Genomic DNA, 25,884 nt, shown 5'->3' with positions numbered 1-25,884 from the left:
TCATGAGAGCACGCCTTTCTTCCAAGTAGCGGTGTCGTGCGGCTCACGACTCGCCGTGTTGCGTCGCCAGCGCAGGTCACTGGTTTGGGGAAAGAGTGGGCAGCTCAGCTGCATGACCCGACGAAGGTTGTTGTCGTTCGGCCTGCGGGGAGCCGGGTGATCTGGTTCGTCCCGTCGGCAGTGGCACGAAGCTGGAGGATCTCTTCATGCTGGGCGGCGAGCCGCGCCAGGGCTTGGGTGCGGAAGTCCGTGAGCTCGTCGACCGTCTGCTCCGACTGAGCCAGCCGCTCCTGGAGTTTCGCGTTCGTTGCCTTGAGCCGGGCGATCTGGGCTTCGCGGGGGTCGGGGATCTCGCCGGCGTCTTGCAGGGTCTGCAGGCGGCGCTCGAACTCGATGCGGAGGTGTGCGTAGGGGCGGGTGCCGTAGAAGGCGGTGCGGTCGACTTCGGCTGTGGTGGCGAGGGTCTTGATGTCGCACTTGCCGCCGGGCGGGATCTCGCCTCGGAGGAGGCGGTCCATGGCGGCCCGGATGCGGTTCTCGTTCTCAGTCTTCTGGGCTGCGGAGATTCTCATGCGGACTCCTCGATCATGCTGGTGCTGGCGGCGTCGATCTCGGCGACGACGCGGAGGGCTCGGTCGAAGTCGGCCTGGAGCCGGGTGCGTTCGGTCTTGCGGGTGGTGCCGAGCTGGCCGATGAAGATCTTTGTCTTGTCGGCGTGCTCGGCCCAGGCGGGCCGGTGGCAGGGGTGATGGGTGGCCTGCGGGCAGCGGGCGGAGTCACACATCCCGATCAGCGGACGGTCTGCTGTCGGGGTGTCGGCCAGCTTGAGGCAGAGCGCCCGGGACGGGTCGGTGAACCAGCAGTAGTTCGCCGGGCCGAGGTGGAGGACCTTGGCGCGTTTGGTCAGCAGGTTGAGCACGTCGCGGTCACTGCGCTGTGTCTTGGGTGCCGTTGCTTCTGTCGGGTCGAGCTTTTCGTCGATGCTGGCGAAGAACTCGGTGAGGCTCCGGGCGCCGGGGCCAGCCGGGAGGATGCCCTGCTGGTAGTTGCGGAACTCTTCCATGACCAGGTTGAGATTCCGGTCGCTCTCGTGATTGTTGACCTCGGCCAGGAGCTCGGCCTGAGCCCCGCCAGGGCGGGAGGCATACCCTTCTGTAGTGGCCACTGCAATATGTTTTAGGTGCAGCTTGGAGGCCAGCACGCCGCCCGGACGGTAGGCCATTTCCAGGGCCAGCGTGCGACGCAGCCGCCTCAGATTGACCTGTCCATCGGGGATGGGAGCGAGTCCGAGGCGGTGCCCTGCCGGGGAGTTGATCCAGTTGCGGAACCACTTGTAGCGGACGGAGAAGGCGAACCGTCCGAAGAGCAGAGCGCCTTCTTGCCGGTCGTCATGCAGGTCTTCGGCGAGTTCGACGGCGCGATAGACGGGCTCGATGACGACCCATTCGTCGTCGGTGCCGCCCAGTGGCTGCCCTTTGACAACCTTGCTGGCGAGCCGGTAGCGGGTGAGCCCGGGGACGGGCTCTTCGAGGGGAAGGCGGCAGCCGATGCGAAGCTCCATCAACTCGCTCGCGCGCATGCCGGAGGCCGCGGCCAGCACGATCATCGCGGCGGTGCGGACGATGCCGACCAGAGCGACGGCCTGGAGTCGGTGAAGCGGCACCGTCCAGGGCAATGCAGACGAGGCGTCCGCCATGGTGATCTCGGCGGCGTCCCGGGCGAAGACCTCCTTCGCTCCGACCGACGCGACCGCGTCCTCCATCGGTCCGCGTAGGTGATGCATCCACCGGGCCTCGAACTGGGTGATCCCGGCCTGCCGGGCCAGCACTCCCGTGGCCACCGCGATGAGGGGGTCATCGGCGGACCAACCGTTGGCGAGCCGGTCGGCGACGTGGTGGTCGGCGAGCATCGGCAAGGGTGTGCACGTATCCGTGTACTCGTTCAGCAACTCGGTGAACTCGGTCACCGGGGCCACGTGGACCGCACGGAGCCCTGGTGCTTTGCGGGTGGATAGCTTGTCGGTTTCCCGGATCTGCCGGGCGAGTTCAACAGCGTGCGAACCCAGGGACGACATAAGAAACAGAGCGGCGGCGAGCATCGGCTGCATGACGACGTCGTCGACGGGCTGGGTCTTGTTCTCCGTCCGGCCGCAGGGCATTTCGGCGATGGCGGAGGCGGTGGCCCCGCCCCAGGGCCGCAGATCGGCCGAGACGCGGTCAGCGGTGAACAACTCGCGGTAGTTGACCAGGTCGACAACGACCTGCGCGGCCCTGCGTCGGGTTCCCGGGCTGTGCTCGCCGACGACTTCGCCGTGCTCGTCGAGGACGTAGCGCCGGTGGGCCATGTAGGCGTCGCAGATGCGGGTGTCGATCTGTGCGAGGCTCGACAGCCCGTTCATGGAGAGCCATCGGCAGAAGCGGGTGAGCTCGTCCAGGCGGCCCGCGCAACTGCGCAGGTGCAGGGCCGTGCGATGAGCCCGGGGCAGCGGAGCGACCGCCGGGTGCCGCGGGGCGAGCATGGCCAGGACCAGTTCCTTTCCGGCCAGCCGCCACCGCTCATCGGGGATCTCGGTGAAGTCGAAACGGCGGGTGCAGAGAGCGAGCTGGACGGGCAGGCCGACGACGTCGGTGAAGTCCCAGACGTCGTCCTCGAACACCGGACGGCCAGTCCCCTGGGGGAGTGTGAGTCCAGCTTCGCGGCAGACGTCGACGCCGGCGAAGACCGCGGACCGGCCGTCGAAGGCTGCAGCAGTGGCAGGAGCGGTGGTCACGCGGTGATCTCCTCAGGCCGCAGGGGCAGTTCGTCGTCCTGGTCCTCGACGTGATGGGCCGCCGTGGCAATGACGGCAGGGTCGAAGCGGTCCAGGACCTGCTGGATGCGGGTGGCATAGGGGCCGAAGACGGCCATGAAGTGGGCGGCGGGCATCTGATGCCACTGCCGGGAGAAGAACGCCTTGAGCCGCAGCAGGTTGCCCGCGTGCCGGGGAGCGAACACGGCCAGCGGGCAGAGCAGACAGACCCACGGCCGGGCCGGACAGGGCTTCCCCTTCGGGCCGTGCAACCCGGACAACTGGTCCCCGCAGGCGGCGGTGAACACATCACGCTGGCCGCCCACCAGCTCGGCGATCATGGAATCGTTCAGGTTCAACTCCGCGACCAGGTGCGGGTAGCCGTCCGCCAGCGCGGCGGCCTCCTCGTCGGTGATCACGGTCGGCGGGTGGGCCCGGCGGAGCAGGTCGTGCTGCGCATCCTCGATGACCCTCTCGACAGCGTGCTGCTGAGCCGGGGTAGTGGCGGTGAGGTAGTGATCGCCCTCGACGGACGGAGTGTGATTCGGATCGATCGTGGCCCGCCCACTGCCCGACCAGGTGCTTTTGTCTCGCATGGCTTCGTGGGTGGTACGGATCCGCGAACGGTGGATCTTGAGGGGCAGTCCGTCGTTGCCGACGACCGCATGGCGAACGGCCCACCGCTGGACGGCAACCCGGTCAATCCTGCGGACGCGGCGATCGCCGCCAGCCCGGCTCACTCCCACCCAGAGTTTGCGGCGTTCCTCCGGGGTCACGAAGGTCCGCAGCAGTGCGGAGTGCGCGAGCCATTGTTCCAGCAGGCGGACCGCCCGACGGGGCAGGGTCAGGCTCTCCGCCGCGGTGCGGCGTTTGATGTAGGAGAGCAGGACCGTCGAGTCGCCAGCCCAGTCGATGTCCTCGAGAACCAAGTCGGCAATGCCGTCGGGGACGATGCCGGAGTAGATGCCCAACAGCAGCCGGTAGGCGATCAGCACATCCAGGTGTGGAAAGACCGCCCGGGTCGCGTCGTGGAAGCCGCCTCGGTTATGGACCACCGCCGCCGAGATACCCAGGCACTGGCCGAATTCACCGATACTGACGGGCCCGACCCGGGCCAGCAGCCAGTGCAGATTGCCCGGCTGCCAGCCGCCTTCAAGAGGATGCCGGCCGTCGGCGGCATCGGCGAGGGCCCGGCGGTGGGCGGCGTACGAATCGTCGGCCAAGGTCCGGCAGACCTCGGTCAGCCGGAGCCATTCCTCCTCCGGATAGGGCGGCAACGACTGGCGGAAGGGCTGGACGTTGAAGTGCCGCCCGGCAGCGAGCTCCAGCACTCCCTCCCCGAGGGTGCCGCCGCTCTGGGCATAGCCCTCCAGCAGGCTGCGGGTCATGGCCTCCAGCCTGGGTGGGCCGGGCATCCAGAACTCGGCCAGCTGTCCCCGTCGCAGGTGAGCGGCGCCACCGGTGAAGCCCTGAACCGCGAGGGTGCAGACCATGCTTCGCAGGGACTGGACGTAGAAATTGACGGTGCCCTCCGAGTCCGCGGTGCCGTGCGGATGGATCAGGTCCACGAGACCGATAGCCAGGTCCCGGGCCAGGTGCGGGTTGGGCAGTTCGTCCAGGAGGTAGTCGGCGCGGCTGCCGTCGCTGAACACGCAGGTGAGACCGAGGGGTTCGTCGATGAGCATGGTCGGCATCAGAGATCACCATCCTCGGTCTCGTCATCGAACTCGGCCGCGGCTTCCCGCTCGGCGGCCACGTCCTCGGTCAGCCCGGCCGCGGCTCCGGCCCCCTCGTATGCCTCCCGGTAGATGCGCGTCGTATCCAGGCGGCGGAGGTACTTTTCCGTAGTCAGAACAGTGGAATGACCCAGAAGATCACGAAGCACCAGCAGCGGGTCGGCCTTGCTCAGGTAGAAGACCAGGGCGGCGTCGGCGTCAGTGTCCCGCACGAGCTTCGCGGCCTGCCGGTAGTGCCCGGTGACCAGGTACTCCAAGGTCCTCATCGAAAAAGTGTGGCGGCATCGGTGGGGCCACACATGCGGGAACCGGGGCTCGAAACGGGCCCGGATCCGGTCGGATGTGCGCTCGAAGACCGTGCCCCAGGCCGTGAACGGGCCGCCGCCGTTCTTCACCGCCAGCAGGCACGAACCACCCTCCGGGGCGACCAGACGCCGCCGCTCGGCCGGAGTCAGCGACTCCCAGGGGCGCCGGACTCCGTTGATCAGCCCGCCCCGGGCGTCCGGCTCGCTCACCATCAGCGGTTCACCCCATCGCCGTGGCGGCCGCCAGAGCGAGCCGTCCGTCGTGGCGGCCCGGTCCAGGTCGACATAGTCGTGCAGCCCGGCCAGCGCCTCGTAAGAGGTCCACGTGGTGCGGAACTTCTTGCCCTTGGTGATCCCGGCCGGCACCGGGAACGGGAGGGAACCGCGGTCGGCTCCGGCGGCAGGGCGGGGATCTCCCAGGGCAGCAGGTAGGTGAACTCCTGCAGCCGCATCCCGGAGGCCAACGCGTGATCCCCAACCGCCCCATTACGGGTCAGCTCCCGCCCGTGAAAACCGGTGTCCTGCGAGCCGTCCGGCGCCAGCCCGCGCAGCCCCTTGCGGAACAGCTCGGAGAAGTCCGGCTCCAGGTACTTGATCGTCACATGCGGCTTCGGGGTGCGGCGGACCGCCAGATTCACCCTCACCTCCTGGCCTGTCCCGGCGAACAGGGCCCGCGCGGCCCGGTAGGTAAACGGCTCGGCCGTCGCGTACTCCTCGCTGATCGCCCACCGGTAGAACAGCGACAGGATGCTCATGTGCTGGCTCCACGTCGTCGCCGCAAACCGGGCCTTCAACGGACCCGCCGCCCGATGCTCGGCGTACCGACTCAACGCGGCCTTCAGCCGTACCCGCGAGTCGAACAGCCCCAGACCGTGCTCGGCCAGGAACTCCATCCACTCCTTGACCACCCGTGCGTAGTTCTCCCACGAGCTCGGCGCCGGCGCCCCGCTGGCCGGGAGCTCCCGCAGCCACCGGTTCACCACCGCTGTCGGACGCGGCGCGGCCGGACCGTCCTCGAAGCGCAGGTCATCGTCGAGGAGCACGGGCATCCCCTCGGCGATCAACGGCCGATGCTCGACGTCCCAGGACTGCCAGCCCCGAGACGAGAAGAAGTTCAGGATCATGAGCGCTGACAGTAGAAACACCACACAGTCGAGCGCAAAGCCCAAACACCCAGGTCGACTGCTCAGTTGCAGTCAATCGCCACACGGAAACTAAGCAGAGACAATGTGCCGCAGGTCGTGCCAGCGCCAGCGTCGAGCTGGCAGCAGTGGCGTGGTCTCGTCAGCGAGCGCGTTCATGCGCGTCCAGGCTCGGTGGCGGTAGCCCTTCCAGGCGTCAGCCCCCGGCATCAGACCGCCGCGGCAGACGAACAAGGTCAGGGCCTCCAGGCCGAACTCGCCCTCGAATACGGTGATCCGCCGCAGCTTGGCGTCCATGGCCGACATCTCGAACTCGCGGACAACACCGTCCAAGATGCCCCGCACCCGACCGCCGGCGACGTCGACGTCACCCACCACGAACAGGTCGCGGGCCTTGCGCTCCAGGCCCCGGGCGGCTTTGCGGACGATGTCCGGACGCTCGAGCATGCAGAAGAGATCAGCCGACCCGACCGCGTCCTCGGGGACGTAGATGGAACGCGCTTTGGCGTACTTCGCACAGGCTTGGACGGTGAACTCCGCTGCCCCGCCGGGCATTCCGGGCCACAGACCTATCTCAGGCAACAGCACCGTCGCCCACTCCCGCCACCGCGTCCCCGACCCCAGGGCGATATCGGCGCCCGCTCGATCGCGCAACGGGGACCACCCTCGGAAGGTTGGACTGATCTGAGCGTTGGGCAGTTGCCCGCCCAGCCCGACATCTCGGAGGTACCGGTACTGCTCGAACGTCAGGTGTCGGATGTCCATGCCCGAGCGGACTCGCGGCGCCAACGCGTTGCGTCCCCGGGCGGCCAGCCTGGCCGGGCGGTGCGTCAAGATCTTTCGGTCGACGAGGAAGCCGTAGAAGTCGTCAAGGACGAACGACTCGCGACTCCAGACCGACCCGCCGACCGGCTTCTTCTGCCATTGGGTCCGATGGCCGCGGTATGAGACGAGATCGGACTCGGTCGCTGACAACACATCGCTGTCTAGGCGGCCCAAGTGGTCGTCCAGTCGCCCGAGCACCCGCCCGTAGTCCTTCAGCGTGGTGGTATCCAGCAAGGCCGTCGAGAGGTATCCGCCGAACTCGCACAGAGGCGGGACCGGCATCTGTGTCTCCTCGTCGAGGTACACCGGCGTCCCGTCGAGGACACCCCGCCGTTTCAGCAGTGCGGCCACCTCCGCCGCGGAGATCACATCAGTGTCCAGGTATTTCTCCAGCAGCCCGGACTGCACAAAGGCAAGATCCACAATCGCCCCTCCCTCAGGGGCCTGAGAGGAACTCTCGTCGGCTCACCTGTCTCGCACCGCCACAACAGAGCGAGACTGAACCACACATCTCATGAGACAGATTTGAACAGCAGAAAGAAGAAGTGCGTCAGGATCAGCAGCGCGATCGAGGTCACCCCGAGCGACCGCAGACAGCGGTCCGCCAGCACCGGTTCGGGCCCGGCGTCGATGACGACGGCCGAGCCGTCCCCTCCCGCCAGGACCAGAGAATCCCCTTGGCCCACATCACACATGACGAGCCGCCACCCGGGCGGCGGCCAGCCGGTGATGGCGCGCGGGAGCGGTACGGGACGCAGCAGCGCGAGCAGTAGCAGGAGTGCTGCGGCCACGCAGAGCCAGGGGCGGTGCGCCAGCCGGCGGCCCAGCGTCACAACGGCCACCGTGAGCACGGCGAGCAGCAGGCCGCCGCCCCAGCCGCCGGGCCAGTCGACTCCGGCACCGGGCAGTGCGGCGCCTCGCCGGGCAACGGCCGCGATCCATCCGGTGGGCCACCCGGCGAGCCAGGCCAGCCCTTCGGCGGCCGGCATCGCGAACGGCGCGGCGGCCAGCGCCCCGAATCCGAGCACCGTGGCCGGGCCCACGGCGAGTTCGGCGAGCAGATTGCACGGGATCGCGACCAGGCTGACCTGTGAGGCGAGGACCACGATCACCGGAGCGCAGACCGCCTGCGCGGCGCCCGCCGCGCCCAGCGCCTCGGCGAGCCTCGGCGGCACCCGGCGGCGGCGCAGGGCCTCGCTCCATCGCGGGGAGATCGTCAGCAGCGCCCCGGTGGCCAGCACGGACAGCAGGAATCCGTAGGAGCCGGCCAGCCAGGGGTCGTAGAGGACGAGAAGCAGCACCGCCGCAGCGAGGGCCGGCAGCAGAGCGCGGCGGCGGCCGGTGCCGATCGCCAGCAGCGTGATCAGACCGCAGGCGGCGGCCCGCAGCACGCTCGGGTCCGGGCGGCAGACGATGACGAAGCCGACGGTGAGGAGCCCGCCGAGGACGGCGGTCGTGCGCAGCGGAATCCCGATCCGTGGGGCGAGCCCGCGCCGCTCGGTGCGGATGGCGATGCCGGGCGGACCGATGAGCAGCAGCAGGACGATGGTCAGGTTCGAGCCGGAGACCGCTGTCAGATGCGTCAGGTCCGTGGCCCGGAACGCCTCCCGCAGCTCGGGGGTGAGCCGTGAGGTGTCTCCGACGACGAGCCCGGGGAGCAGCGCGCGGGCATCGGACGGCAACCGGTCCGTCGCCGCACGCAGTCCCGCCCGGAGGCGGCCCGCGAAGCGCTGCGTCGCCGTGGGCGGGCCGGTAATGCGCGGTGGTCCGTGCACCGACAGGACGGCGGCGCTCCGGTCGCCGGACCGGGCGGGTGGTGAGAGCCGTCCGGCCACGGTGACGCGGGTCGACGGCAGCAGCCCGAGCCACGGACCTGGGGCCGCGGCTGAGGTGCCGTCACCTCCGGGCACGGACCCACCCCTGTGCGCATCCGGGTGCGCACCCGGATGCGCGCCCGAGTGAGCGCCCGGAGGCGGGCTCGTTTCGGCGATGACCAGGACGGGGGTACGGATCGCGGTGGTCGCACCGAGCGCGGTGACGCGGTCGGCCTCGGCCTCGACGATCACGGCGTCCGGAGCGCGGGCCGCCCCCCGGACGTGCGGGCGGGCCTGCCTAGGATCCCCGGTGATCGTCAACTCCACGACGGCGTGGGCATGGACAGCCGCCAGCGCCGGAAGCGGCCCGCGATGCCTGTCGGCCGCGTGAAGGGCCGCGACAGCCGTCGCCGCGGACGCGCACAGCAGCGCGGTGGCCGCGGCGGCGACCAGGCCGGCGGGCCTCCGCCGTCGGACCATCAGCAGCAACACCCCCAGTGCGGCGGCGGCCACGGCGCACCAGACCGCCACCCGGCCCGGCATCCCCAGGGCGACCGCCGACGCGAGCCACGCGGCGAGCGCGGGTGGCACGAGCCGCAGATCGCCGGGCCCGTCCTGGTGCGGATTGGACGCGCCGAGCGGTGACGCCGCCGCCGCGTGCACGGCAGATCGCGTCGTGCCCGCCGTAGGCACCGAACGTACCGGCACCGGACGCGCCGGAGCCGCTCGCCGGGGGCCCGCCCTGGGGCTGGTCACGGCTGGACCAGGGGCTTGAGGTCCGAGAAGCGCCGTTCTCCGATGCCGGTCACGTTGCGGAGTTGGTCGACGGAGGCGAAACCGCCGTGCTGGGCGCGGTAGTCGAGGATGTGCTGGGCCAGGACCGGGCCGACACCCGGGAGGGTCTCCAGCTGGGCGCCGGTCGCGGAGTTGAGGCTCACGGGACCGGCGGCCGGCGCACCGCCGCCCGGGACCGGCGCGGCAGGAGCGGCCGGGCCGCCGACGACGACCTGCTCTCCGTCGGAGAGCACCCGGGCGAGGTTCAGTGCGCTGGTGTCCGTGCCCGGGAGCGCCCCGCCCGCCGCCGCGAGGGCGTCGGCCACCCGGGACCCGGCGGGCAGCCGGAGCAACCCGGGCCTGCGGGCCTTGCCTGCGACGTCCACCGTCAGGATCGCCTTGGCACCCGCGGCGGCGGGCGGACCGGGGAGCACCTCCGGCCCCGGCCCCAGCCCCGGCCCCGGTCCCGGTCCCGGTCCCGGTCCCGACCTCGGCCCCCGCGACGCGATCGGGGACGCGCCGGGCGACGGACCGTCGATCCGCGCGGGTGCCGAGATCGTCCGCGGGCGGCCGGTCCAGAAGTGCTGCACCGCGAAACCGACGGCGACGGCCAGGACGACCAGCAGCGCGGCGGCGGTCCTGAACTCGATGCCGCAGCGCACATACAGCCAGCCGCGGAAAGCCCGGAGCCGTTCGATGGAGGTGGCACGGAACCGCCGCCCGGCTCCGGCAGGAACCGGTGCAGCGGCGGGAGTGGAAGGAGCAGCGGGAGCGGAGGAAGTGGCGGAGGAGGCGGCCGAGGCGGCGGGATCCGAGAGGGCGGCGGGAGCGGCGGGCGGTGGCGGGTACGGGCGCGGGCCCGGCGGATCGAAGAGCGTGGCCGCCCGCTGCAGCACCGTCCCCGGGCTCTTCCCGTTGCCCTGAAAACCCTGCAGGCCCGGGATGCCTCGGCTGCTGTGGGGCCCCTGGACGCCCGGGAATCCTTGGTCGTTCCGGCCGTCCCGGGCGTCCCGATTGCCGTGGGCGGCCCGGCTGCCCCGGCTACCCCGGGCGTCCCTACGGCGGCGGCTGATCGCGGTGAGCGCTGTTGTTCCCATGCCGCCGAAACTAAGCGGGATCACCGAACGAAGATGATCACTGCCAATTCCTGTGGATTACCGGCGGGTTGTGGACAACTCGCTCACTCAATGGGGTGAAATCACGGCCCCGAGCAGCCCCGGCCCCGCATGCGCGCCGATCACCGCGCCCACCTCGCTCACCACCAGCTCGTCCAGCCCCGGCACCCGCTCCCGCAGCCGTTCGGCCAGTGCCGCCGCACGGTCGGCGGCAGCCAGGTGGTGGACCGCGATCGCCACCCGGCGGGTCCCGGCCCGCTCCACGACGATCTCCTCCAGCCGGGTGATGGCCCGGGATGCCGTGCGGACCTTCTCCAGCGGCTCGATCCTGCCGTCCACGAGCTGCAGGATCGGCTTGACCGCCAGCGCCGACCCGAGCAGCGCCTGCGCGGCACCGATCCGGCCGCCGCGCCGCAGATAGTCCAGGGTGTCCACGTAGAAGAACGCCAGGGTGTCGGCCGCGCGCTTCTCAGCGGCGGCGACCACTTCGTCGGCCGTACCCCCGGAACCGGCGGTCTCGGCCGCCGCCAGGACCGTGAAACCGAGCGCCATCGCGACCATTCCGGTGTCCACGACCCGGACGGGAACGGGCGCGTCCCGTGCGGCGACCAGCGCCGCGTCGTAGGTGCCGGAGAACTCGGCGGACAGGTGCAGGGAGACGATGTGATCCGCCCCCGCGTCCGCGGCGGCCCGGTAACACGCGGCGAACTCCGCCGGGCTCGGCCGGGAGGTGGTCACAGGACGCCGCCGTTGCAGAGCTCTGGCGACGGCCGGAGCGGAGATCTCCGTGCCCTCCTCCAACGCTTCGTCGCCGATCACCACGGTCAGCGGAACGACGGTGATGCCGTGCCGGGCCAGCGCCTCCTGCGACAGGTAGGCCGTGGAATCCGTGACGATAGCGACATGCGGGGACATGAGCGGGAGGTTACCCGGGGGCCGGGCGTGGCGACAGTGCGGCCCGGGTCAAGATCGGCTGATGTGCTTGCGATCGTGCTTGGGATCCTGCTTGGGATCCTGCTTGGGGTCGAGCTTGGGATCCTGCTTGGGGTCGCCACCCGGAAGCGTGGTCGGCGCCCAGTGCCGCAGTGCTCCGGCCTCGATGTCGATCTGCTGTGCCAGCACGGCAAGATCGTCGTCGTTGAACTGCCGGGCCCGGTCCTGGGCGGCCCAGCGCAGCGAGTCGGCGGAGTGGGTGATCCGCTCGGCGCGCTCGGTCAGGCCGGGCAGCCGGTCGGCGATCCGCGCCTTGTCCGGCTCGCGCTCCAGCAGCTTCAGCTCCCCGTCGAGCACCCGCGCGTGGTCGTTGAGCCGGGCGAGCAGCGCGGCCGCCTCGGAGAGCGAGGCGTCCTCGGACGAACCGGCTTCCAGCGCGCGATGGGTGCTGTCGATGGAGGTGCGCAGGTCCAGGCGCAGTTGCGCCAGGTTTCCGGCCGGTCCCACCAGGGTGTAGCGGCGGGCCTTGAGCGCGGCGTCCTCGACGACCCGGCGGGCCTGCGCGCTGCTGCGTTCCACGCCGCGCTTCACCGCCCGAACGGTTCGCACCGCGGCCACGACGCCCAGCGCCACCAGCGACACGGTGAGCAGCAGCAGGACAGCGACGGCGATATCCACGGGTGCTCCTCCGGTCGGACGGGCGCGGGCAGCCGAACGGCCGCACGGTCAACGGTAAACGCACCGGGCGGATCGGTGGCTCCGTCGGAACCCCCAATCCGCCCGTAAGGGAAACCCCTGGTACCCGGCCACCCCCGCACCGCCGTATCCGGCCGCCCGCGGACGGACCCGCAGACGCCCGCGCACGGACCCGCGGACGGACCCGCAGACGCCCGCGCACGCACCGGCAGACGCCCGCGCACGCACCGGCCGACGCCCACGCACGCACCAGCCGGCCCGCCCGTCTCAGCCGATGACGATGTTGACCAGCTTCGGCGCCCGCACGATCACCTTGCGCACGGCCGCGCCGCCCAGCGCGGCGACCACACCCGCGTCGGCCAGCGCCAGCGCCTCCAGCTCCGCGTCGGAGATCGTCGGCGGCACCTCCAGGCGGGCCTTGACCTTGCCCTTGATCTGCACGACGCAGATCACGGCCTCGTCCTGGACCAGTGCCGGATCCGCGACCGGGAACGGCGCGTGGACCAGCGAGCCGTCGTGGCCCAGCTTGCGCCACAGCTCCTCGGCGATGTGCGGGGCCAGCGGGGCGACCAGCAGCACCAGCGGCTCGGCGACCGCGCGCGGCACCGGGCCGCCCGCCTTGGTCAGGAAGTTGTTCAGCTCGGTGACCTTGGCGATGGCGGTGTTGAAGCGCAGGCCCGCCATGTCATGGCCGACGCCGTCGATCGCCTTGTGCAGCGCCCGCAGCGTCGCCTCGTCGGGCTCACCGTCGGTGACGGTGACCTCACCGGTCTCCTCGTCGACGACATTGCGCCACAGCCGCTGCAGCAGCCGGTACTGGCCGACCACCGCGCGGGTGTCCCAGGGGCGCGAGACGTCCAGCGGGCCCATCGCCATCTCGTACAGCCGCAGCGTGTCCGCGCCGAACTCGGCGCAGATCTCGTCCGGCGTGACGGCGTTCTTCAGGGACTTGCCCATCTTGCCCAGGACGCGGCTGACGGGCTCGCCGTCGTGGAAGAACTTCCCGTCGCGCTCCTCGACCTCGGCCGCCGGGACCGGGAACTCCCGGCTGTCGCGGTAGACGAACGCCTGGATCATGCCCTGGTTGTACAGCTTGTGGAAAGGCTCGGAGGACGAGACGTGCCCCAGGTCGAACAGCACCTTGGACCAGAAGCGCGCGTACAGCAGGTGGAGCACAGCGTGCTCGGCGCCGCCGACGTACAGGTCGACGCCGCCGTGCGGCTGCCCCTCGCGCGGGCCCATCCAGTACTGCTCGATCTCGGGGTCGACCAGCCGCTCGCTGTTGTTCGGGTCCAGGTAGCGCAGCTCGTACCAGCAGGATCCGGCCCAGTTGGGCATGGTGTTGGTCTCGCGGCGGTAGCGCTTCGTCCCGTTGCCGTCGCCCAGGTCCAGCTCGGCGTTGACCCAGTCCGCGTTGCGGGACAGCGGGGTTTCCGGCTGGGTGTCCGCGTCGTTCGGGTCGAAGGTGCGCGGCGAGTAGTCGTCGACCTCCGGCAGCTCCAGCGGCAGCATCGACTCGGGCAGCGGGTGCGCCACGCCGTCCTCGTCGTAGACGATCGGGAAGGGCTCGCCCCAGTAGCGCTGCCGGCTGAACAGCCAGTCGCGCAGCCGGTAGTTGATGGTGCCCTCGCCGATGCAGTGCTCGGACAGCCACTCGGTGATCTTCGCCTTGGCGTCCACGACGCCCAGTCCGTCCAGCGAGAACTCGGCGTTGGCGGAGTTGACCAGCTTCGCCTCGTACGAGACGAAGGCGTCGTCCCACCTCGACGGGTCGGTGCCGCGGTCGTCGCTGGGCTGGACGACACAGCGCATCGGCAGCTCGAAGGCGCGGGCGAAGGCGAAGTCACGGGTGTCGTGCGCCGGGACGGCCATGATCGCGCCGGTTCCGTAGCCCATCAGCACATAGTCGGCGATGAAGACCGGGACGTCGTCCCCGCTGACCGGGTTGACGGCGTAGGCGCCGGTGAAGACGCCGGTCTTCACCTTGGCGTCGGCCTGCCGCTCCACGTCGGACTTGGCGGCCGCCTGCTTGCGGTACGCGGCCACGGCCTCGGCCGGGGTGGCGTGCCCGCCGGTCCATACGTGGTGGGTGCCCTCGGGCCAAGCGGCCGGGACGATCGACTCGACCAGCTCGTGCTCGGGCGCCAGCACCATGTAGGTGGCGCCGAACAGCGTGTCCTGGCGCGTCGTGAAGACGGTGATCTTCTCACCGGAGCCGGAGCCGGAACCGGAATCAGTACCGGAACCGGAACCAGAACCCGACCCCGAGCCAGAACCCGACCCGGAGCCGACGGCGAAGTCCACCCGGGCGCCCTCGGAGCGCCCGATCCAGTTGCGCTGCTGCAGCTTGATGGCCTCGGGCCAGTCCAGCGCGTCCAGGTCGTCGATCAGCCGGTCCGCGTAGGCGGTGATCCGCATGTTCCACTGGCGCAGCTTCGACTTGAAGACCGGGAAGTTGCCGCGCTCGGAGCGGCCGTCCGCGGTGACCTCCTCGTTGGACAGCACGGTGCCCAGCCCCGGGCACCAGTTGACCCGGGACTCCGACGCGTACGCCAGCCGGTACTCCCCCAGCAGGTCGGAGCGCTCGATGGCGCTCAGCGCGTCCCAGGCGCGGCCGTCCGGGGTCGGGCGGGCGCCGGAGGCGAACTGCTCGACCAGGGCGTCGACCGGGCGGGCCCGGCCGGCCTCCTCGTCGTACCAGGAGTTGAAGATCTGCAGGAAGATCCACTGGGTCCACTTGTAGTACGCCGGGTCGATCGTCTCGACCGACCGGCGGTTGTCGTGGCCCAGGCCCAGGCGGCGCAGCTGGCTCCGCATGGTCACGATGTTGGCTTCGGTGCTCACCCGCGGATGTGTCCCGGTCTGTACCGCGTACTGCTCGGCGGGCAGGCCGAAAGCGTCGAAGCCCAGGGTGTGCAGCACATTGTGGCCGGTCATGCGCTGGTGGCGGGCGTAGACATCGGTGGCGATGTAGCCCAGCGGGTGGCCGACGTGCAGTCCCGTGCCCGAGGGGTACGGGAACATGTCCATGATGAACTTTTTGGGCTTGGCGGCCAGCTCGGCGTCGCCCGCCAGGTCACCGCTGGGGTTCGGCGCCTCGTAGGTGCCCGCCGCCTCCCAGAAGTCCTGCCAGCGGGCCTCGATGTCGGCAGCCAGCTGAGCGGTGTACTTGAAGGTCGGCACAGTACGGTGCGGCTCGGCTGCCTCAGTGGCGGCGGTGGTCTCGCTGGCGGCGGTGGTCTCGCTCATCGTCCTCAAAGCTCCATCGTGATCATGACGGGCGTACGCCGCGTCTGCTGCCTGCCTGCGGAAACGAAAAAACCCCTCGCACAGGAGGGGCCGCCGCACTGACTCGGATCGTTGTCAGCGCGGCTTGCTAAGCAGAAGGCGTACGGCACGCATGGGGTCAGGTTACCGCAGCGCGCGAGGGGCCCGCCCCGGGGATTCCCCGGTGCGGGCCCGCGCACTGCATCAGCCGCTCAGCGGCGGTGGCGCCGCCACCGACTCAGCTGCTCAGTGGTGGTGGTTCTTCGGCGCGTACGAGGTCACGTAGTCGGCACCGGGGGTGCCGACGCCGGTGACGTCGTCGTAGCCGACCGTGGCGTGCAGCGACGCGTCCTTGCCGAGGCTGCGGAGCGAGACGGACGTGCCACCGGTCGCGTCGAGGCCGTTCTTGAAGTCGACGCGGACGACCGCCTGGTCACGTCCCTGTCCCAGCGGGTGGTCCGTGACGTCGTGGTAGGCCGAGGTGCCGTACCGGTCGTAGATGAGCGGGTTGGCGAAGCCGACCGGGATACCGTGCCGTGCCTGCTGCACGAGCGCCTGGACGCCCGCGATCACCGGGGCGGCGAGCGAGGTGCCGCCGATCCGGTACTCGCTGTACTGCAGCGACCCGTCCGGGTAGGACTGGGTCTGGCCGACGAGGAAGCCGGTGTTCGGGTCGGCGACGGCCGCGATGTCGGGCTGGACGCGCTGCTTGACGCCGCCGCCGTTGGCGAGAGCGAGCGAGTCCGGCACGATGCCCCGCTGGTAGAACGGCTGCGCGTAGAGCTTGCTGGTGCCGCCACCCGCGCCCGAGGTGTAGGCGCCGGGGAAGCCGGTCCAGCTGTTGCCGTCAGCCGACAGGGCGGCCTTCTCGGTGCCCCAGCCGGTCTCCCACTGGTACTTCTCCCCCTTGCCCACGTTCAGCGAGGTGCCGCCGACGGAGGTGGCCCACGGGGAGTTTCCGGGGGTGTCGGACTGCTTCACACCGGTCTTGGCGACGTTGTCGCCGGAGTCACCGGAGGAGAAGTAGAAGCCGATGCCCTCGACAGCGCCCTGCTGGAAGACCTGGTCGTAGGCCGCGGCCACGTCCGGGGTCTCATTGGCCTCGACGTCGCCCCACGAGTTGGAGACGATGTCGGCCAGCCGGCCGTCGACGACCTTGTTCAGGGCGTCGAGCAGGTCGTTGTCCTGGCAGGACGCGCCACCGACGTAGACGATGTCGGCGTCCGGTGCCACGGCGTGCACGGCCTCGACGTCGAGAGTCTCCTCGCCGTACCAGCCGCCCGCGTCGCAGGCCACGGTCGAGTTGTAGTCGCTGGGCAGCACCTGGGAGAGCTGGCCCTTGCGGTACGCCTTGTCACCGTTGTTCTTCGCGTACTTCTGGGCGTCCTGGACGATGTACGGAGACGCGTACGCATCCGTGATCGCGACCGTGACGTCCTTGCCGGTGAAGCCCTTCGCGCCGTAGGCGGCGCGCAGGTCCTTGCCGGTGTAGCCCTTGATCGCGTACGGCGCCTTGTTGCCGTACGCGGAGGGCAGGTTCTGGTTGGTCTTCGACCCGTAATAGGTCGAGAACGGCCCGGCGTTCTTGAAGACCGCGCCGGGAGGCGGCAGCGCCTCGTCGTGCTTGGACAGCTTGGGAGCGTTGTCCAGGCCGACGACCGTGAGCACCGCACCGTTCAGCGCGGCCGGCGCGGAGGCCGTCGACGCCGGGGCGTGGTACGTCTTGCCGTCCTTGGCGAAGTTGTGCAGCTGGGTGCCGAACGCCTTCTCCGCGGCCTTTGCGTCGCCCGACACCGTGATGTAGTGCTGGCTGGTGCCAGTCACCTTGAGGCCTGAGGATTTCAGCCAGGCGGTGACCTGGGCTATCTGGTCCTTCGTCGCGCCGAAGCGCTCCTGGGCCTGTGCCGCGGTCAAGTACTTGCCGTAGGACGCCGAGTTCGGGTCGGAGACCGAGGTCGCGTAGGCCGTGAGGCCCTTCGCGTCACGGCCCGCGAGGTAGACCCGGGCGGTGACGCCACTGGCGTCCGCCGTGGCGCCCTTGTCTGCCTGAGAGGTCGCCCACAGCGGCTTGGTGCCACTGAGCAGCTGCCTGCCGTGCGGTTGGTCAGCCTGCGCGGCGGGTGTGCCCAGCGCGAGCGCGCCGGCCATCAGCGGCAGCGCGGCGGCCACCGCCAGTCCGGCACGAGTTCTTTTGCGCTCAAATCTCATGAAGCCCCCATGCGAAGCGAGTTGTCGCCTGATGCGGTGTCGCCGCTATGCGTACGGCTCGTACCGCAGAGCGCCACTCTTTCGCCGAACAGTTCATGTCAGGGGCATGCAATTGCCAAGAGCAGGCCAAGGAAACGCCATTGAACGGCAATCGGCGGGAGCTGAGCATGCGTCAGCAGGGATTGGCGGGAGCCGGGGGGCGATCCGCGTGAGACGAAGGGGAATCCGGCACCCGAACGGACCGACGTTAGCAGCGGCGGCCCCGGCGCGGCCGGAGTTGTCGGAAGCCGGGCGGCGGACCGCGGCGGCCCGCCTAACGTCCCCGCCATGCGAATGCGCAACCACCGTGGGTACCGGGAGCGTCGGGAGCACCGGGCACGCGGCATCAACAACGGGACGGCGCCGGAGTCCGCGCGGACCCTGCCCCGTATCGCGGTGGGCGCCGCGACCGCCGCCGTCGTCCTCGCCCTGGCCCTCACCTCGGGGCCGGGGATGCGCGGATTCCTGGACTTCACCTCGGGCGTACTCACCCTGGTCTCGCTCACCGCGACCGTCGTCTGGGGTCTGATCTCCACCGACCGGTTGCTGCTGGGCCCGAGGCACCGGCTGCTCGCCCAGGCCGTGCACCGCGCCACCGCCATCGGCGCGCTCGGCTTCCTGGCCCTGCACGTCTCGGTACAGGTCGCGGTCGGACGGGTCCCGGTCTCGGGCGCGCTGCTGCCCTCCGGTCTGCTGCCGTTCGGCGCCCGGGGCAGCGCGGTGCTGATCGCGCTCGGCACCCTGTCCGGCTACCTCATGGTGCTCGCCGCCGCGACGGGCGCGCTGCGCAGCGCCTTCGCCGGACGGGGCAGGGCCGGACGGTGGCGGGTGCTGCACTCCTGCGCGTACGTGGCCTGGTGCCTGGCGATCGTGCACGGCCTCAAGGCCGGCCGCGCGCCCGCCGGCTGGGTGGTCGCCGCGTACGCCCTGTGCCTGACGGCCGTCGCCGTCGCGCTCGTCGTACGGCTGCGCTCGCCCCTCGGCGGCCGGGACGGAGGACGCGGCCGGGGCCACGCACGCGGAACGCACCGCGCCGACCGCCCCGACCGCCCCGCCGTCGAACCCTCTCGGCAGCGGCCTCCTCTCGCGATCGACGCCCCACGGCGGCCGCGGCTGCCCGCGGAGCGGCGATGAGCGGCCCGCTGCCCGTCGTGCGTTCCATCGGCCTGCCCCGGCTGACCGCCGGCTTCGAACTGGCCGAACGCCTCGACCGGGTGGCGCACCTGTCGGTGCACGGACCGCTGCCGTCCCTCAGCGAGAGCCTGCTGACCGCTCTCGCCGGGCAGATCGACCTGCGCGGGCGCGGCGGCGCCGCCTTCCCCTTCGCGAGAAAGCTGCGCGCCGTCGCCGACGCCGCGCGCCGCCGCGGCGACAGGACCTGCGTCGTCGTCAACGGCTGCGAGGGCGAACCCGCCTGCCGCAAGGACGCCGTACTACTGGCGCGCGCACCCCATCTGGTGCTGGACGGGGCGCTGTTGGCCGTCGACGCACTGGACGCGCGGCAGCTCGTCATCGGCGTCACCCAGGAGTCGGTGGAGCGGTCCGTACGCGAGGCCCTCGCCGAACGCGGCCTCGGCGAACGCCGTGGCCGGCCGCTCAGGGCGCGCGTCGTGCGGCTGCCGGAGCGCTTCGTGTCCGGCGAGGCCTCGGCGCTGATCCGCGCCGCCGACGGCGGACCGCCGCTGCCGCCCGGCCGCCGCACCCACGCGAGCGACGCGGGAGTCGGGGGCCTGCCGACCCTGCTCTCCAACACGGAGACGTTCGCCCAGCTCGCGGTCGCCGCCCGGCTCGGCGCAGGGCGTTTCGCCGCCACCGGCATCGCCGCAGAACCCGGCACCGTGCTGCTCACCGTCTCCGGCTCGGTGCCGGCCCCGGCTCTCGTCGAGACGCCGACCGGCGTCCCGCTGTCGTACGTGCTGCAGCTGTGCGGGGCCGGAGTGGGCCAGGGCGTTCTCGTCGGCGGCTACCACGGCGGCTGGATGGACCCGGTCGCCGCCTCGCTGGCCGCCGTCTCCCGGGAGAGCATGACGGCGCACTCCGCCACCCTCGGCGCCGGCGCCATGCTCCCGCTGGCCCCCGGCACCTGCCCGCTCGGTGAGACGCTGCGCGTCGCCCAGTGGCTGGCCGCCGAGTCCTCCGGCCAGTGCGGGCCCTGCCGGCTGGGTCTTCCCGCACTCGCCGGCGCCCTGTCCGACGTCCTGGGCGGCGGCGGACAGGGCGCGCTCGAAGCCGTACGCCGCTCCGCCCATGCCGTACGCGGACGCGGTGCCTGCCGGCACCCCGACGGGGCCTCGCGCTTCCTGCTCTCCGGCGTCAGCGCCTTCACCGACGACCTCGCCGCCCATGTACTCGGCGGCGGCTGCGGCCGCCCCACCACCGGGGAGCTTCCGCTGCCGGACGAGGAGCGCGGGGCGCGGCTCGCCGTGGACTGGACGCTGTGCCAGGGCCACGGACTGTGCGCGGGCCTCCTGCCGGAGCTCGTACGGCTCGACGGCGACGGCTATCCGTCGCTGGCCGGCACTCCTGTGCCGGGGCACCTGCGGGCGGCGGCGGTACGGGCGCTACGCCGCTGCCCGGCGCTGGCCCTGCGCCTCGAATAGCCCAGGCCCCGGACCCAGGCCCCGGACCCCGGCCCCGAACAGCAGAGTGTGGGGGAACGGTACGGGGGAACGCGAAGAAGGTCCGGTCGCCTGGACGGCGGACCGGACCTTCTTGATTGTGGAGCTACGGAGAATTGAACTCCGGACCTCTTGCATGCCATGCAAGCGCTCTACCAACTGAGCTACAGCCCCGCGTTTCAGCCCCGCCGGGTTCCCCCGGCGACTCGGCATACATTACACGGCCCTGGGGGTGTTTCGCCAAATCGTTTGCCGGGGCCCGGGGGCCCCACCTGGACGAACCGTTACCACTGCTGTTCGGCCGCCGGTCCAGGTACTGTCGGCAATCCGTGCCCAGTTCTCACCGGCCGCCCCGTGCCCCCCACCAGTCTCCTGGAGCAGCGCACTGTGACAGCGACGCAGCTGACCGCCGACACCCGCATTCTGGCGGCCAGGACGTTCATACTGCGGCGCCCGACGCTGCTCGCCGCCGCTTTCTGCCTGGTGTCGTTCGCCGCCTTCTGGGCGGCGCAGCGCGCCTCGCACGTGTCGATGATCGACCTCATGGTCTACCGGGCGGAGGGGGCGACCGCGAGGTCCGGTGGCGATCTGTACGACATGCGGGCCACCTACGCGAATCTCCCGACCACGTATCCGCCGTTCGCCGCGCTGGTGTTCATGCCGCTGACCTGGATCGGCGTGGGCGGGATGCGGGCCGCGGCGACGGTGGTGAACCTGGGTCTGCTGGTGGCGCTGGTGCATCTGTCGCTGCGGCTGACCGGGCGTCCGCTCAAGCTGCCGACCGCCGCGGTGACGCTGGCCCTGGCGTCCCTCGCGGTGTGGTGCGAGCCGGTGTGGACGACGCTGCGGTACGGGCAGATCAACCTGCTGCTGGCCGTGCTGGTGCTGTGGGACCTGACGCGGCGGGCCGACCACCGCTGGGCGGGCTTCGGGATCGGGATCGCGGCGGGGATCAAACTGACGCCCGCGCTGTTCGCGGTTTTCCTGGCGCTGGCCGGCGCGGCCCTGGGGTGGCGGCGGCTGCGCCGTGGCCACAGTCCGTGGAACGTGCACCTGCGGCGGGCCGCGGTGGCCGTCGTGACGTTCATCGGGACGGTGGCGATGGCCGCGGTGGCACTGCCGCACGACTCACGGCGGTTCTGGACCGAGATGCTCTTCGCGGCGGACCGGGTCGGCTTCAGCGAGGACACCGCCAACCAGTCGCTGCGCGGGATCTTCGCCCGCGCCCTGCACACCGGCGACCCGGGGTACGGCTGGCTGCTGGCGGCGGCCGTCGTCGGCTCCGCCGGTCTGGCCATCGCGGTCGCCGCGCTGCTCGCCGGGGACCGGTTCCCGCACAGCCCGGCCTGGGCGACGCTGGCGTGCGCGGTGACCGCGCTGCTGGTCAGCCCGGTCTCCTGGTCCCACCACTGGGTGTGGGGAGTGCCGATGGTCGTACTGCTGGGCACCGAGGCGCTGCGCCGCCGCGACGCGGTGTGGGGGGCGGGGGCGGCCCTGACGGGGCTGGCGTTCTGCTCGTTCCTGCTGTGGATGGTCCCGCACGGCACCGGGCGGTTCGAGCTGGGCCAGAACACCGGTCAGATGGCGCTGTCCGCGATCTACCCGGCGGTCGGCGCGGCGTTCCTCGCGGTGGCCGGCACGTTGGCGTTCCAGGCCTTTCGCGCGCGTCCTCCGGGCCGGCGGCCGGCCCCGGCGCCCGCGATGCGGGCGCGGCGGCCGGCCGCGTACGACTACGTCAACCGCTGACGACGACCGACGACCGCTGACAGCCGAGCGCTGACCGCCGGCTACTGGCCGCGCCGCAGTCCCGCGAGCCCCGCCGCCAGCGCCCCCACCGCCGCCGTGACGGCCAGCGCCGCCGCCGTGACCGCGAAGGCGTGGGCCGAGGGGTGCGGTCCCGCGACGCCGAGGCGGTTCAGGAAGAACGTGCCGAAGGTGGCCACGCCCATGAGCATGCCGAGCTGGGTGACGGTGGCCAGCAGCCCGCTGGCGTCGGCCGCGTCCTGCGGGTCCACGGTTCCCAGCGCGCGGGTGAGGGTGGCGCTGAACGCAGCTCCCAGCCCCGCGCCGATACCGGCCAGCCCGGCGAGGAGCGCGAACCCGCCGTGGCCGCCGCCGCGCAGCGCCAGGCCGAGCACCGCGAAGGAGGCCGCCGCCACGGTGAATCCCACCGGGGGCAGCGCAGGGTGCCAACGCAGCGGCAGACGACGCCAGTTGAGGCCGACCGCGCCGAAGGCCACCGCGGCGACGGCGAACGTGAGACCGGTGCGCAGCGCGCTGTCTCCCAGCCCGGTCTGCAGATGCAGGGCGATGCTGAACAGGAAGCCCGCGTTCACCGCCATGGCCAGGCCGATCGCCGTCGCCGCCCGCGCCATCCCCGGCGCCCGCAGCACCCGCCCGGACACCAGCGGAGCGCCGCCGCGCCGCGCCAGCCGGGACTCCAGCACCACGAACAGCCCGAACAGCGCCACGCTCGAGCCCAGGCAGACCCAGCCCCACACCGGCCAGCCCTCTTCCTCGCCGAGCACCAGCGGCACCGTGAACAGCGTCACCGCCGCGGCCAGCGTCACCAGGCCCGGCAGGTCGAGGCCGCGCCGCCGCGCCGGCGCACTGCGCACGTCGGCCGGGATCACCCGCGGCGCGACGACCAGCATGACCAGCCCGATCGGCACGTTCACCAGGAACACCGGCCGCCAGCCGGTGCCGAACAGGTCCGCGCTGACCAGCACGCCGCCGAGAGACTGGCCGACCGCAGCGCCCGAGGCGAGCACCGCCGAGTAGACGCTGAGGGCCTTCGACCGCGCCTCGCCGGTGAACGTCAGCTGGATCAGGCTGAGCACCTGCGGGATCATCAGGGCCGAGCCGGCGCCCTGGACGAACCGGAAGCCGATCAGCTCCCCCGTGGACTGCGCGAGCCCGCAGGCCAGCGACGAGGCCGTGAACAGGGCAAGGCCGGTCAGGAAGGCCCGCCGGTGCCCGAACAGGTCACCCAGCCGTGCGCCGGTGATCAGCAGCACGGCGTACGCGATGGTGTAGCCGGCCACGATCAGCTGCAGGCCCGCGCCCGAGGCGTGCAGATCGGTACGGATGGTGGGCGCGGCGACGTTCACGATGAAGACGTCGAGCAGGGCCATGAACTGGCCCGTCAGGATGATGCCCAGCAGCAGGCCGGTGCGCGGGCGCCGTACGGCGCCGGTAGTGGTCTCCTTGTCGGTGACAGGGTTCGGGAGCACGGAATTCGTCATGCCCGTCAGCCTGCGGGCGGCGCGCTACTGGTAACGAGAGCCCTGTGATGCTGGTACTGGCAGCACCTGGCAAGCCGCTCCGGTCCCGGGGAGTATGGACACCATGCCTCCCCGCCGCACCGAGCTGGCCGCCTTCCTCCGCAGCCGCCGCGCCCGCATCACCCCCGCGGACGTCGGCATGCCGCCGGGGCTGCGGCGCCGTACGCCCGGACTGCGCCGCGAGGAGGTCGCGCAGCTCGCCGGGGTCGGTGTCACCTGGTACACGTGGCTGGAGCAGGGCCGCCCGATCAACGCGAGCGTGCAGGTGCTGGACGCGGTCGGCCGGGTGCTCCAGTTCGACGTGACCGAGCGCGAGCACCTCTACCGGCTGGCCGGGGTGCCGTTCGTCCGCCAGGACGTCTCCGACGCGGAAGTGGTCGGCGACGAGGTGCAGGGCATCCTCGACGCCCTCGACCCGCTGCCCGCCGTCGTCTACAGCGCGCGCTACGACGTCCAGGCGTCCAACGCCGCGTACCGCGACATCTGGCCGGCGACCTCGTTCATCCCCCGCTCGGAACGCAATGTGCTGCTGAAGCTGTTCACCGTCCCGGAGTGCTGCTCGACGATGGTGAACAGCGAGGAGGAGCTGCCCCGGATGGTCGGGCAGCTGCGCGCCTCCTACGGACGGCACGTCGGCGAGCCGGCCTGGGAGTCGTTCATCGCGCGCCTCATCCACGAGAGCCCGGAATTCGCTCAGATGTGGGCCCGCGGCGATGTGGCCTCGCCCGGATCGCGGCTCAAGTTGTTCCGGCACGCGTCGGTCGGCCTGCTCAGCCTGACCTTGGTCTCGCTGGCCATCGACGGCATGGCCGAGCACCGGATGATCGTCTACACCCCGGGCGACGAGGAGAGCCGGGCGCAGATCGAGCGGCTGCGCGCCCTGGAGGACCCGATGATCGGCTGCCCGGTGCATGGGCGGAGGGTCTCGCAGATCGTGGCGGACCGGGCGGCGGGGGCGGCCCGCGAGGCCTGGGAACAAGAAGATCCCGCCCGGTCGCGATGACCGGACGGGATCCTGATTGTGGAGCTACGGAGAATTGAACTCCGGACCTCTTGCATGCCATGCAAGCGCTCTACCAACTGAGCTACAGCCCCGCCGTTTCCAGTGCGGTTCGCGCTGGGAACGAGAAGAAGCTTAACCGGTATTCGGGGCAGAAGCGAAATCCGCCCGGTGATCCCGGGACGCCGGCTCAGCTGTCGTCGCCGAGCACCGGTTCCGGCAGGGTGCCCGCGTTGTGCTCCAGCAGACGCCAGCCGCGCGCGCCCTCGCCCAGCACCGACCAGCAGCAGTTCGACAGACCGCCGAGAGCCTCCCAGTGGCCCGGTTCCAGACCCAGCAGCCGGCCGATCGTGGTGCGGATCGTGCCGCCGTGGCTGACCACGACGAGAGTGCCGCCGTCGGCCAGCTTCTCGGCCTCGCTCAGCACCACGGGAGCCGCCCGGTCGGCGACCTCGGTCTCCAGCTCGCCGCCGCCGCGCCGTACGGGCTCGCCGCGCTTCCAGGCGGCGTACTGCTCGCCGTGCAGCGCCACGATCTCCGTATGGGTCAGACCCTGCCAGTCACCCGCGTACGTCTCGCGCAGCCCCTCGTAGTGGGTCACGCCGAGACGGGTCACCGCGGCCAGCTCGGCGGCCGTGGCGGAGGCCCGCTGCAGATCGGACGCGATGATCGCGGCCGGTTCCAGTGCACCGAGCAACCGGGCCGAGCGACGGGCCTGGGCGAGACCGTCCGCGGTCAGCGGGATGTCGGTACTGCCCTGGAAGCGCTGCTCCAGGTTCCACTCGGTCTGGCCGTGCCGCCACAGAACGATCCGGCGGCCGCGGCCCTTGGTGTGCCCGTTCAGCTCAGGTCTCCGTCCGCTTCGGCGGCGTACAGCTTCGCGTGCTCCTCGCCCTTGCCACGGGTCGCGACGGCGTCGGCGGGCAGCTCGATCTCGGGGCAGTCCTTCCAGAGCCGCTCGAGGGCGTAGAAGACCCGCTCCTCGGAGTGCTGGACGTGGACCACGATGTCGATGTAGTCGAGCAGCACCCAGCGGCCGTCGCGCTCGCCCTCGCGGCGCACCGGCTTGGTGCCCAGCTCCTTGAGGAGCGCTTCCTCGATACCGTCGACGATGCCCTTGACCTGCCGGTCGTTCGGGGCGGAGGCCACCAGGAACGCGTCGGTGATGGAGAGGACGTCGCTGACGTCGTAGGCGATGATGTCGTGCGCGAGCTTGTCGGCGGCGGCCTGCGCGGCGGCCTTGATGAGCTCGATGGAGTGGTCAGTGGCGGTCACAGGTGAGGCTTTCGGGTCGAGGGCGTGTCTCTCCAGGGTCTCACGCCCCACGGACAGCCCCCGAC

18 protein-coding genes, 2 tRNA genes and 1 pseudogene are annotated in these 25,884 nt (G+C 71.3%); 4 read left to right on the top strand and 17 right to left on the bottom strand.

All coding sequences use genetic code 11. The features are described from left to right. Positions 1-104 precede the first annotated feature (104 nt). The 12 genes from QMK24_RS01195 to QMK24_RS01145 form a co-directional block, all read right to left on the bottom strand. Entirely contained in the window at positions 105-572 is a 468-nt protein-coding gene (locus QMK24_RS01195; RefSeq protein ID WP_283463108.1) for a hypothetical protein, read from the bottom strand. Further along, positions 569-2,770, bottom strand: a complete 2,202-nt coding sequence (locus tag QMK24_RS01190; RefSeq protein WP_283463107.1) for a site-specific integrase — start codon at positions 2,768-2,770, stop codon at positions 569-571. The genes QMK24_RS01195 and QMK24_RS01190 overlap by 4 nt, the downstream gene beginning before the upstream one ends. After that, the gene (locus QMK24_RS01185) at positions 2,767-4,482 is read right to left on the bottom strand and encodes a hypothetical protein (protein ID WP_283463106.1); all 1,716 of its coding nucleotides are present in this window, start codon (positions 4,480-4,482) and stop codon (positions 2,767-2,769) included. The genes QMK24_RS01190 and QMK24_RS01185 overlap by 4 nt, the downstream gene beginning before the upstream one ends. After that, positions 4,482-5,042, bottom strand: a complete 561-nt coding sequence (locus QMK24_RS41410) for a site-specific integrase (protein ID WP_349307818.1) — start codon at positions 5,040-5,042, stop codon at positions 4,482-4,484. Before QMK24_RS41410 ends, QMK24_RS01185 begins: the two co-directional genes overlap by 1 nt. Then, positions 5,042-5,953 (bottom strand): site-specific integrase, encoded by a 912-nt coding sequence (locus QMK24_RS41405; protein ID WP_349307819.1) that lies wholly within the window; start codon positions 5,951-5,953, stop codon positions 5,042-5,044. Before QMK24_RS41405 ends, QMK24_RS41410 begins: the two co-directional genes overlap by 1 nt. Positions 5,954-6,043: 90 nt before the next feature. Further along, positions 6,044-7,219: a site-specific integrase gene (locus QMK24_RS01175; protein WP_283463105.1), complete on the bottom strand. Its 1,176-nt coding sequence runs from the start codon at positions 7,217-7,219 to the stop codon at positions 6,044-6,046. Positions 7,220-7,308: 89 nt separating this feature from the next. Beyond that, entirely contained in the window at positions 7,309-9,273 is a 1,965-nt protein-coding gene (locus QMK24_RS01170) for a ComEC/Rec2 family competence protein (protein ID WP_502962461.1), read from the bottom strand. An 89-nt stretch (positions 9,274-9,362) separates the two neighbouring features. Next, positions 9,363-10,481, bottom strand: coding sequence for a ComEA family DNA-binding protein (locus tag QMK24_RS01165; RefSeq protein WP_283463104.1), 1,119 nt, complete (start codon positions 10,479-10,481; stop codon positions 9,363-9,365). Between the two features lie 87 nt (positions 10,482-10,568). After that, a complete protein-coding gene (locus QMK24_RS01160; RefSeq protein WP_283463103.1) occupies positions 10,569-11,414 on the bottom strand; it encodes a DegV family protein in 846 nt (281 codons plus the stop codon). A gap of 48 nt (positions 11,415-11,462) precedes the next feature. Further along, entirely contained in the window at positions 11,463-12,110 is a 648-nt protein-coding gene (locus QMK24_RS01155) for a hypothetical protein (RefSeq protein WP_283463102.1), read from the bottom strand. Positions 12,111-12,395: 285 nt separating this feature from the next. Continuing rightward, positions 12,396-15,377: a leucine--tRNA ligase gene (gene leuS / locus QMK24_RS01150; RefSeq protein ID WP_283463101.1), complete on the bottom strand. Its 2,982-nt coding sequence runs from the start codon at positions 15,375-15,377 to the stop codon at positions 12,396-12,398. A gap of 264 nt (positions 15,378-15,641) precedes the next feature. Beyond that, positions 15,642-17,603, bottom strand: coding sequence for a S53 family peptidase (locus QMK24_RS01145; RefSeq protein WP_283463100.1), 1,962 nt, complete (start codon positions 17,601-17,603; stop codon positions 15,642-15,644). Between the two features lie 327 nt (positions 17,604-17,930). Here QMK24_RS01145 and QMK24_RS41400 point away from each other — a divergent pair, with 327 nt between their 5' ends. After that, on the top strand, positions 17,931-18,776 hold the full coding sequence (locus tag QMK24_RS41400; protein WP_349307820.1) for a hypothetical protein: 846 nt from the start codon (positions 17,931-17,933) through the stop codon (positions 18,774-18,776). Next, positions 18,773-20,309: pseudogene (locus QMK24_RS01135) on the top strand (NADH-ubiquinone oxidoreductase-F iron-sulfur binding region domain-containing protein); the annotation flags it as partial. The gene QMK24_RS41400 and the pseudogene QMK24_RS01135, both read left to right, overlap by 4 nt. A gap of 52 nt (positions 20,310-20,361) precedes the next feature. Here the strand turns inward: QMK24_RS01135 and QMK24_RS01130 are convergent. Then, a tRNA-Ala gene (locus tag QMK24_RS01130) sits at positions 20,362-20,434 on the bottom strand. A 213-nt stretch (positions 20,435-20,647) separates the two neighbouring features. On the opposite strand from QMK24_RS01130, the gene QMK24_RS01125 reads away from it, so the two are divergent. Continuing rightward, complete coding sequence (locus QMK24_RS01125; protein ID WP_283463098.1) at positions 20,648-22,006, top strand: glycosyltransferase 87 family protein; 1,359 nt, start codon at positions 20,648-20,650, stop codon at positions 22,004-22,006. 41 nt (positions 22,007-22,047) lie between these two features. Here QMK24_RS01125 and QMK24_RS01120 read toward each other — a convergent pair whose 3' ends face one another. Next, on the bottom strand, positions 22,048-23,505 hold the full coding sequence (locus QMK24_RS01120; protein WP_283463097.1) for an MFS transporter: 1,458 nt from the start codon (positions 23,503-23,505) through the stop codon (positions 22,048-22,050). Between the two features lie 94 nt (positions 23,506-23,599). On the opposite strand from QMK24_RS01120, the gene QMK24_RS01115 reads away from it, so the two are divergent. After that, the gene (locus QMK24_RS01115; RefSeq protein ID WP_502962462.1) at positions 23,600-24,547 is read left to right on the top strand and encodes a helix-turn-helix transcriptional regulator; all 948 of its coding nucleotides are present in this window, start codon (positions 23,600-23,602) and stop codon (positions 24,545-24,547) included. Between the two features lie 19 nt (positions 24,548-24,566). Here the strand turns inward: QMK24_RS01115 and QMK24_RS01110 are convergent. The 3 genes from QMK24_RS01110 to rsfS all read right to left on the bottom strand — a co-directional run bounded on the left by QMK24_RS01110 (position 24,567) and on the right by rsfS (position 25,819). Then, positions 24,567-24,639: transfer RNA gene (locus QMK24_RS01110), tRNA-Ala, on the bottom strand. 95 nt (positions 24,640-24,734) lie between these two features. Beyond that, positions 24,735-25,388, bottom strand: a complete 654-nt coding sequence (locus tag QMK24_RS01105; RefSeq protein ID WP_283463132.1) for a histidine phosphatase family protein — start codon at positions 25,386-25,388, stop codon at positions 24,735-24,737. Continuing rightward, the gene (gene rsfS / locus QMK24_RS01100; RefSeq protein WP_138353142.1) at positions 25,385-25,819 is read right to left on the bottom strand and encodes a ribosome silencing factor; all 435 of its coding nucleotides are present in this window, start codon (positions 25,817-25,819) and stop codon (positions 25,385-25,387) included. Before rsfS ends, QMK24_RS01105 begins: the two co-directional genes overlap by 4 nt. Between the last annotated feature and the right edge of the window lie 65 nt (positions 25,820-25,884).

The sequence above is a fragment of the Streptomyces sp. PH10-H1 genome (genome assembly GCF_030063355.1).
GTDB lineage: Bacteria > Actinomycetota > Actinomycetes > Streptomycetales > Streptomycetaceae > Actinacidiphila.
This window is presented reverse-complemented; position numbering and strand designations above follow the sequence as displayed.

Coding starts and splice junctions, on each gene's coding strand:
- QMK24_RS01195 (WP_283463108.1), bottom strand. CDS start 572: ATGAGAATCTCCGCAGCCCAGAAGACTGAGAACGAGAACCGCATCCGG.
- QMK24_RS01185 (WP_283463106.1), bottom strand. CDS start 4,482: ATGCCGACCATGCTCATCGACGAACCCCTCGGTCTCACCTGCGTGTTC.
- QMK24_RS41410 (WP_349307818.1), bottom strand. CDS start 5,042: ATGGTGAGCGAGCCGGACGCCCGGGGCGGGCTGATCAACGGAGTCCGG.
- QMK24_RS41405 (WP_349307819.1), bottom strand. CDS start 5,953: ATGATCCTGAACTTCTTCTCGTCTCGGGGCTGGCAGTCCTGGGACGTC.
- QMK24_RS01165 (WP_283463104.1), bottom strand. CDS start 10,481: ATGGGAACAACAGCGCTCACCGCGATCAGCCGCCGCCGTAGGGACGCC.
- QMK24_RS01160 (WP_283463103.1), bottom strand. CDS start 11,414: ATGTCCCCGCATGTCGCTATCGTCACGGATTCCACGGCCTACCTGTCG.
- leuS (WP_283463101.1), bottom strand. CDS start 15,377: ATGAGCGAGACCACCGCCGCCAGCGAGACCACCGCCGCCACTGAGGCA.
- QMK24_RS01145 (WP_283463100.1), bottom strand. CDS start 17,603: ATGAGATTTGAGCGCAAAAGAACTCGTGCCGGACTGGCGGTGGCCGCC.
- QMK24_RS41400 (WP_349307820.1), top strand. CDS start 17,931: ATGCGAATGCGCAACCACCGTGGGTACCGGGAGCGTCGGGAGCACCGG.
- QMK24_RS01120 (WP_283463097.1), bottom strand. CDS start 23,505: ATGACGAATTCCGTGCTCCCGAACCCTGTCACCGACAAGGAGACCACT.
- QMK24_RS01115 (WP_502962462.1), top strand. CDS start 23,600: ATGGACACCATGCCTCCCCGCCGCACCGAGCTGGCCGCCTTCCTCCGC.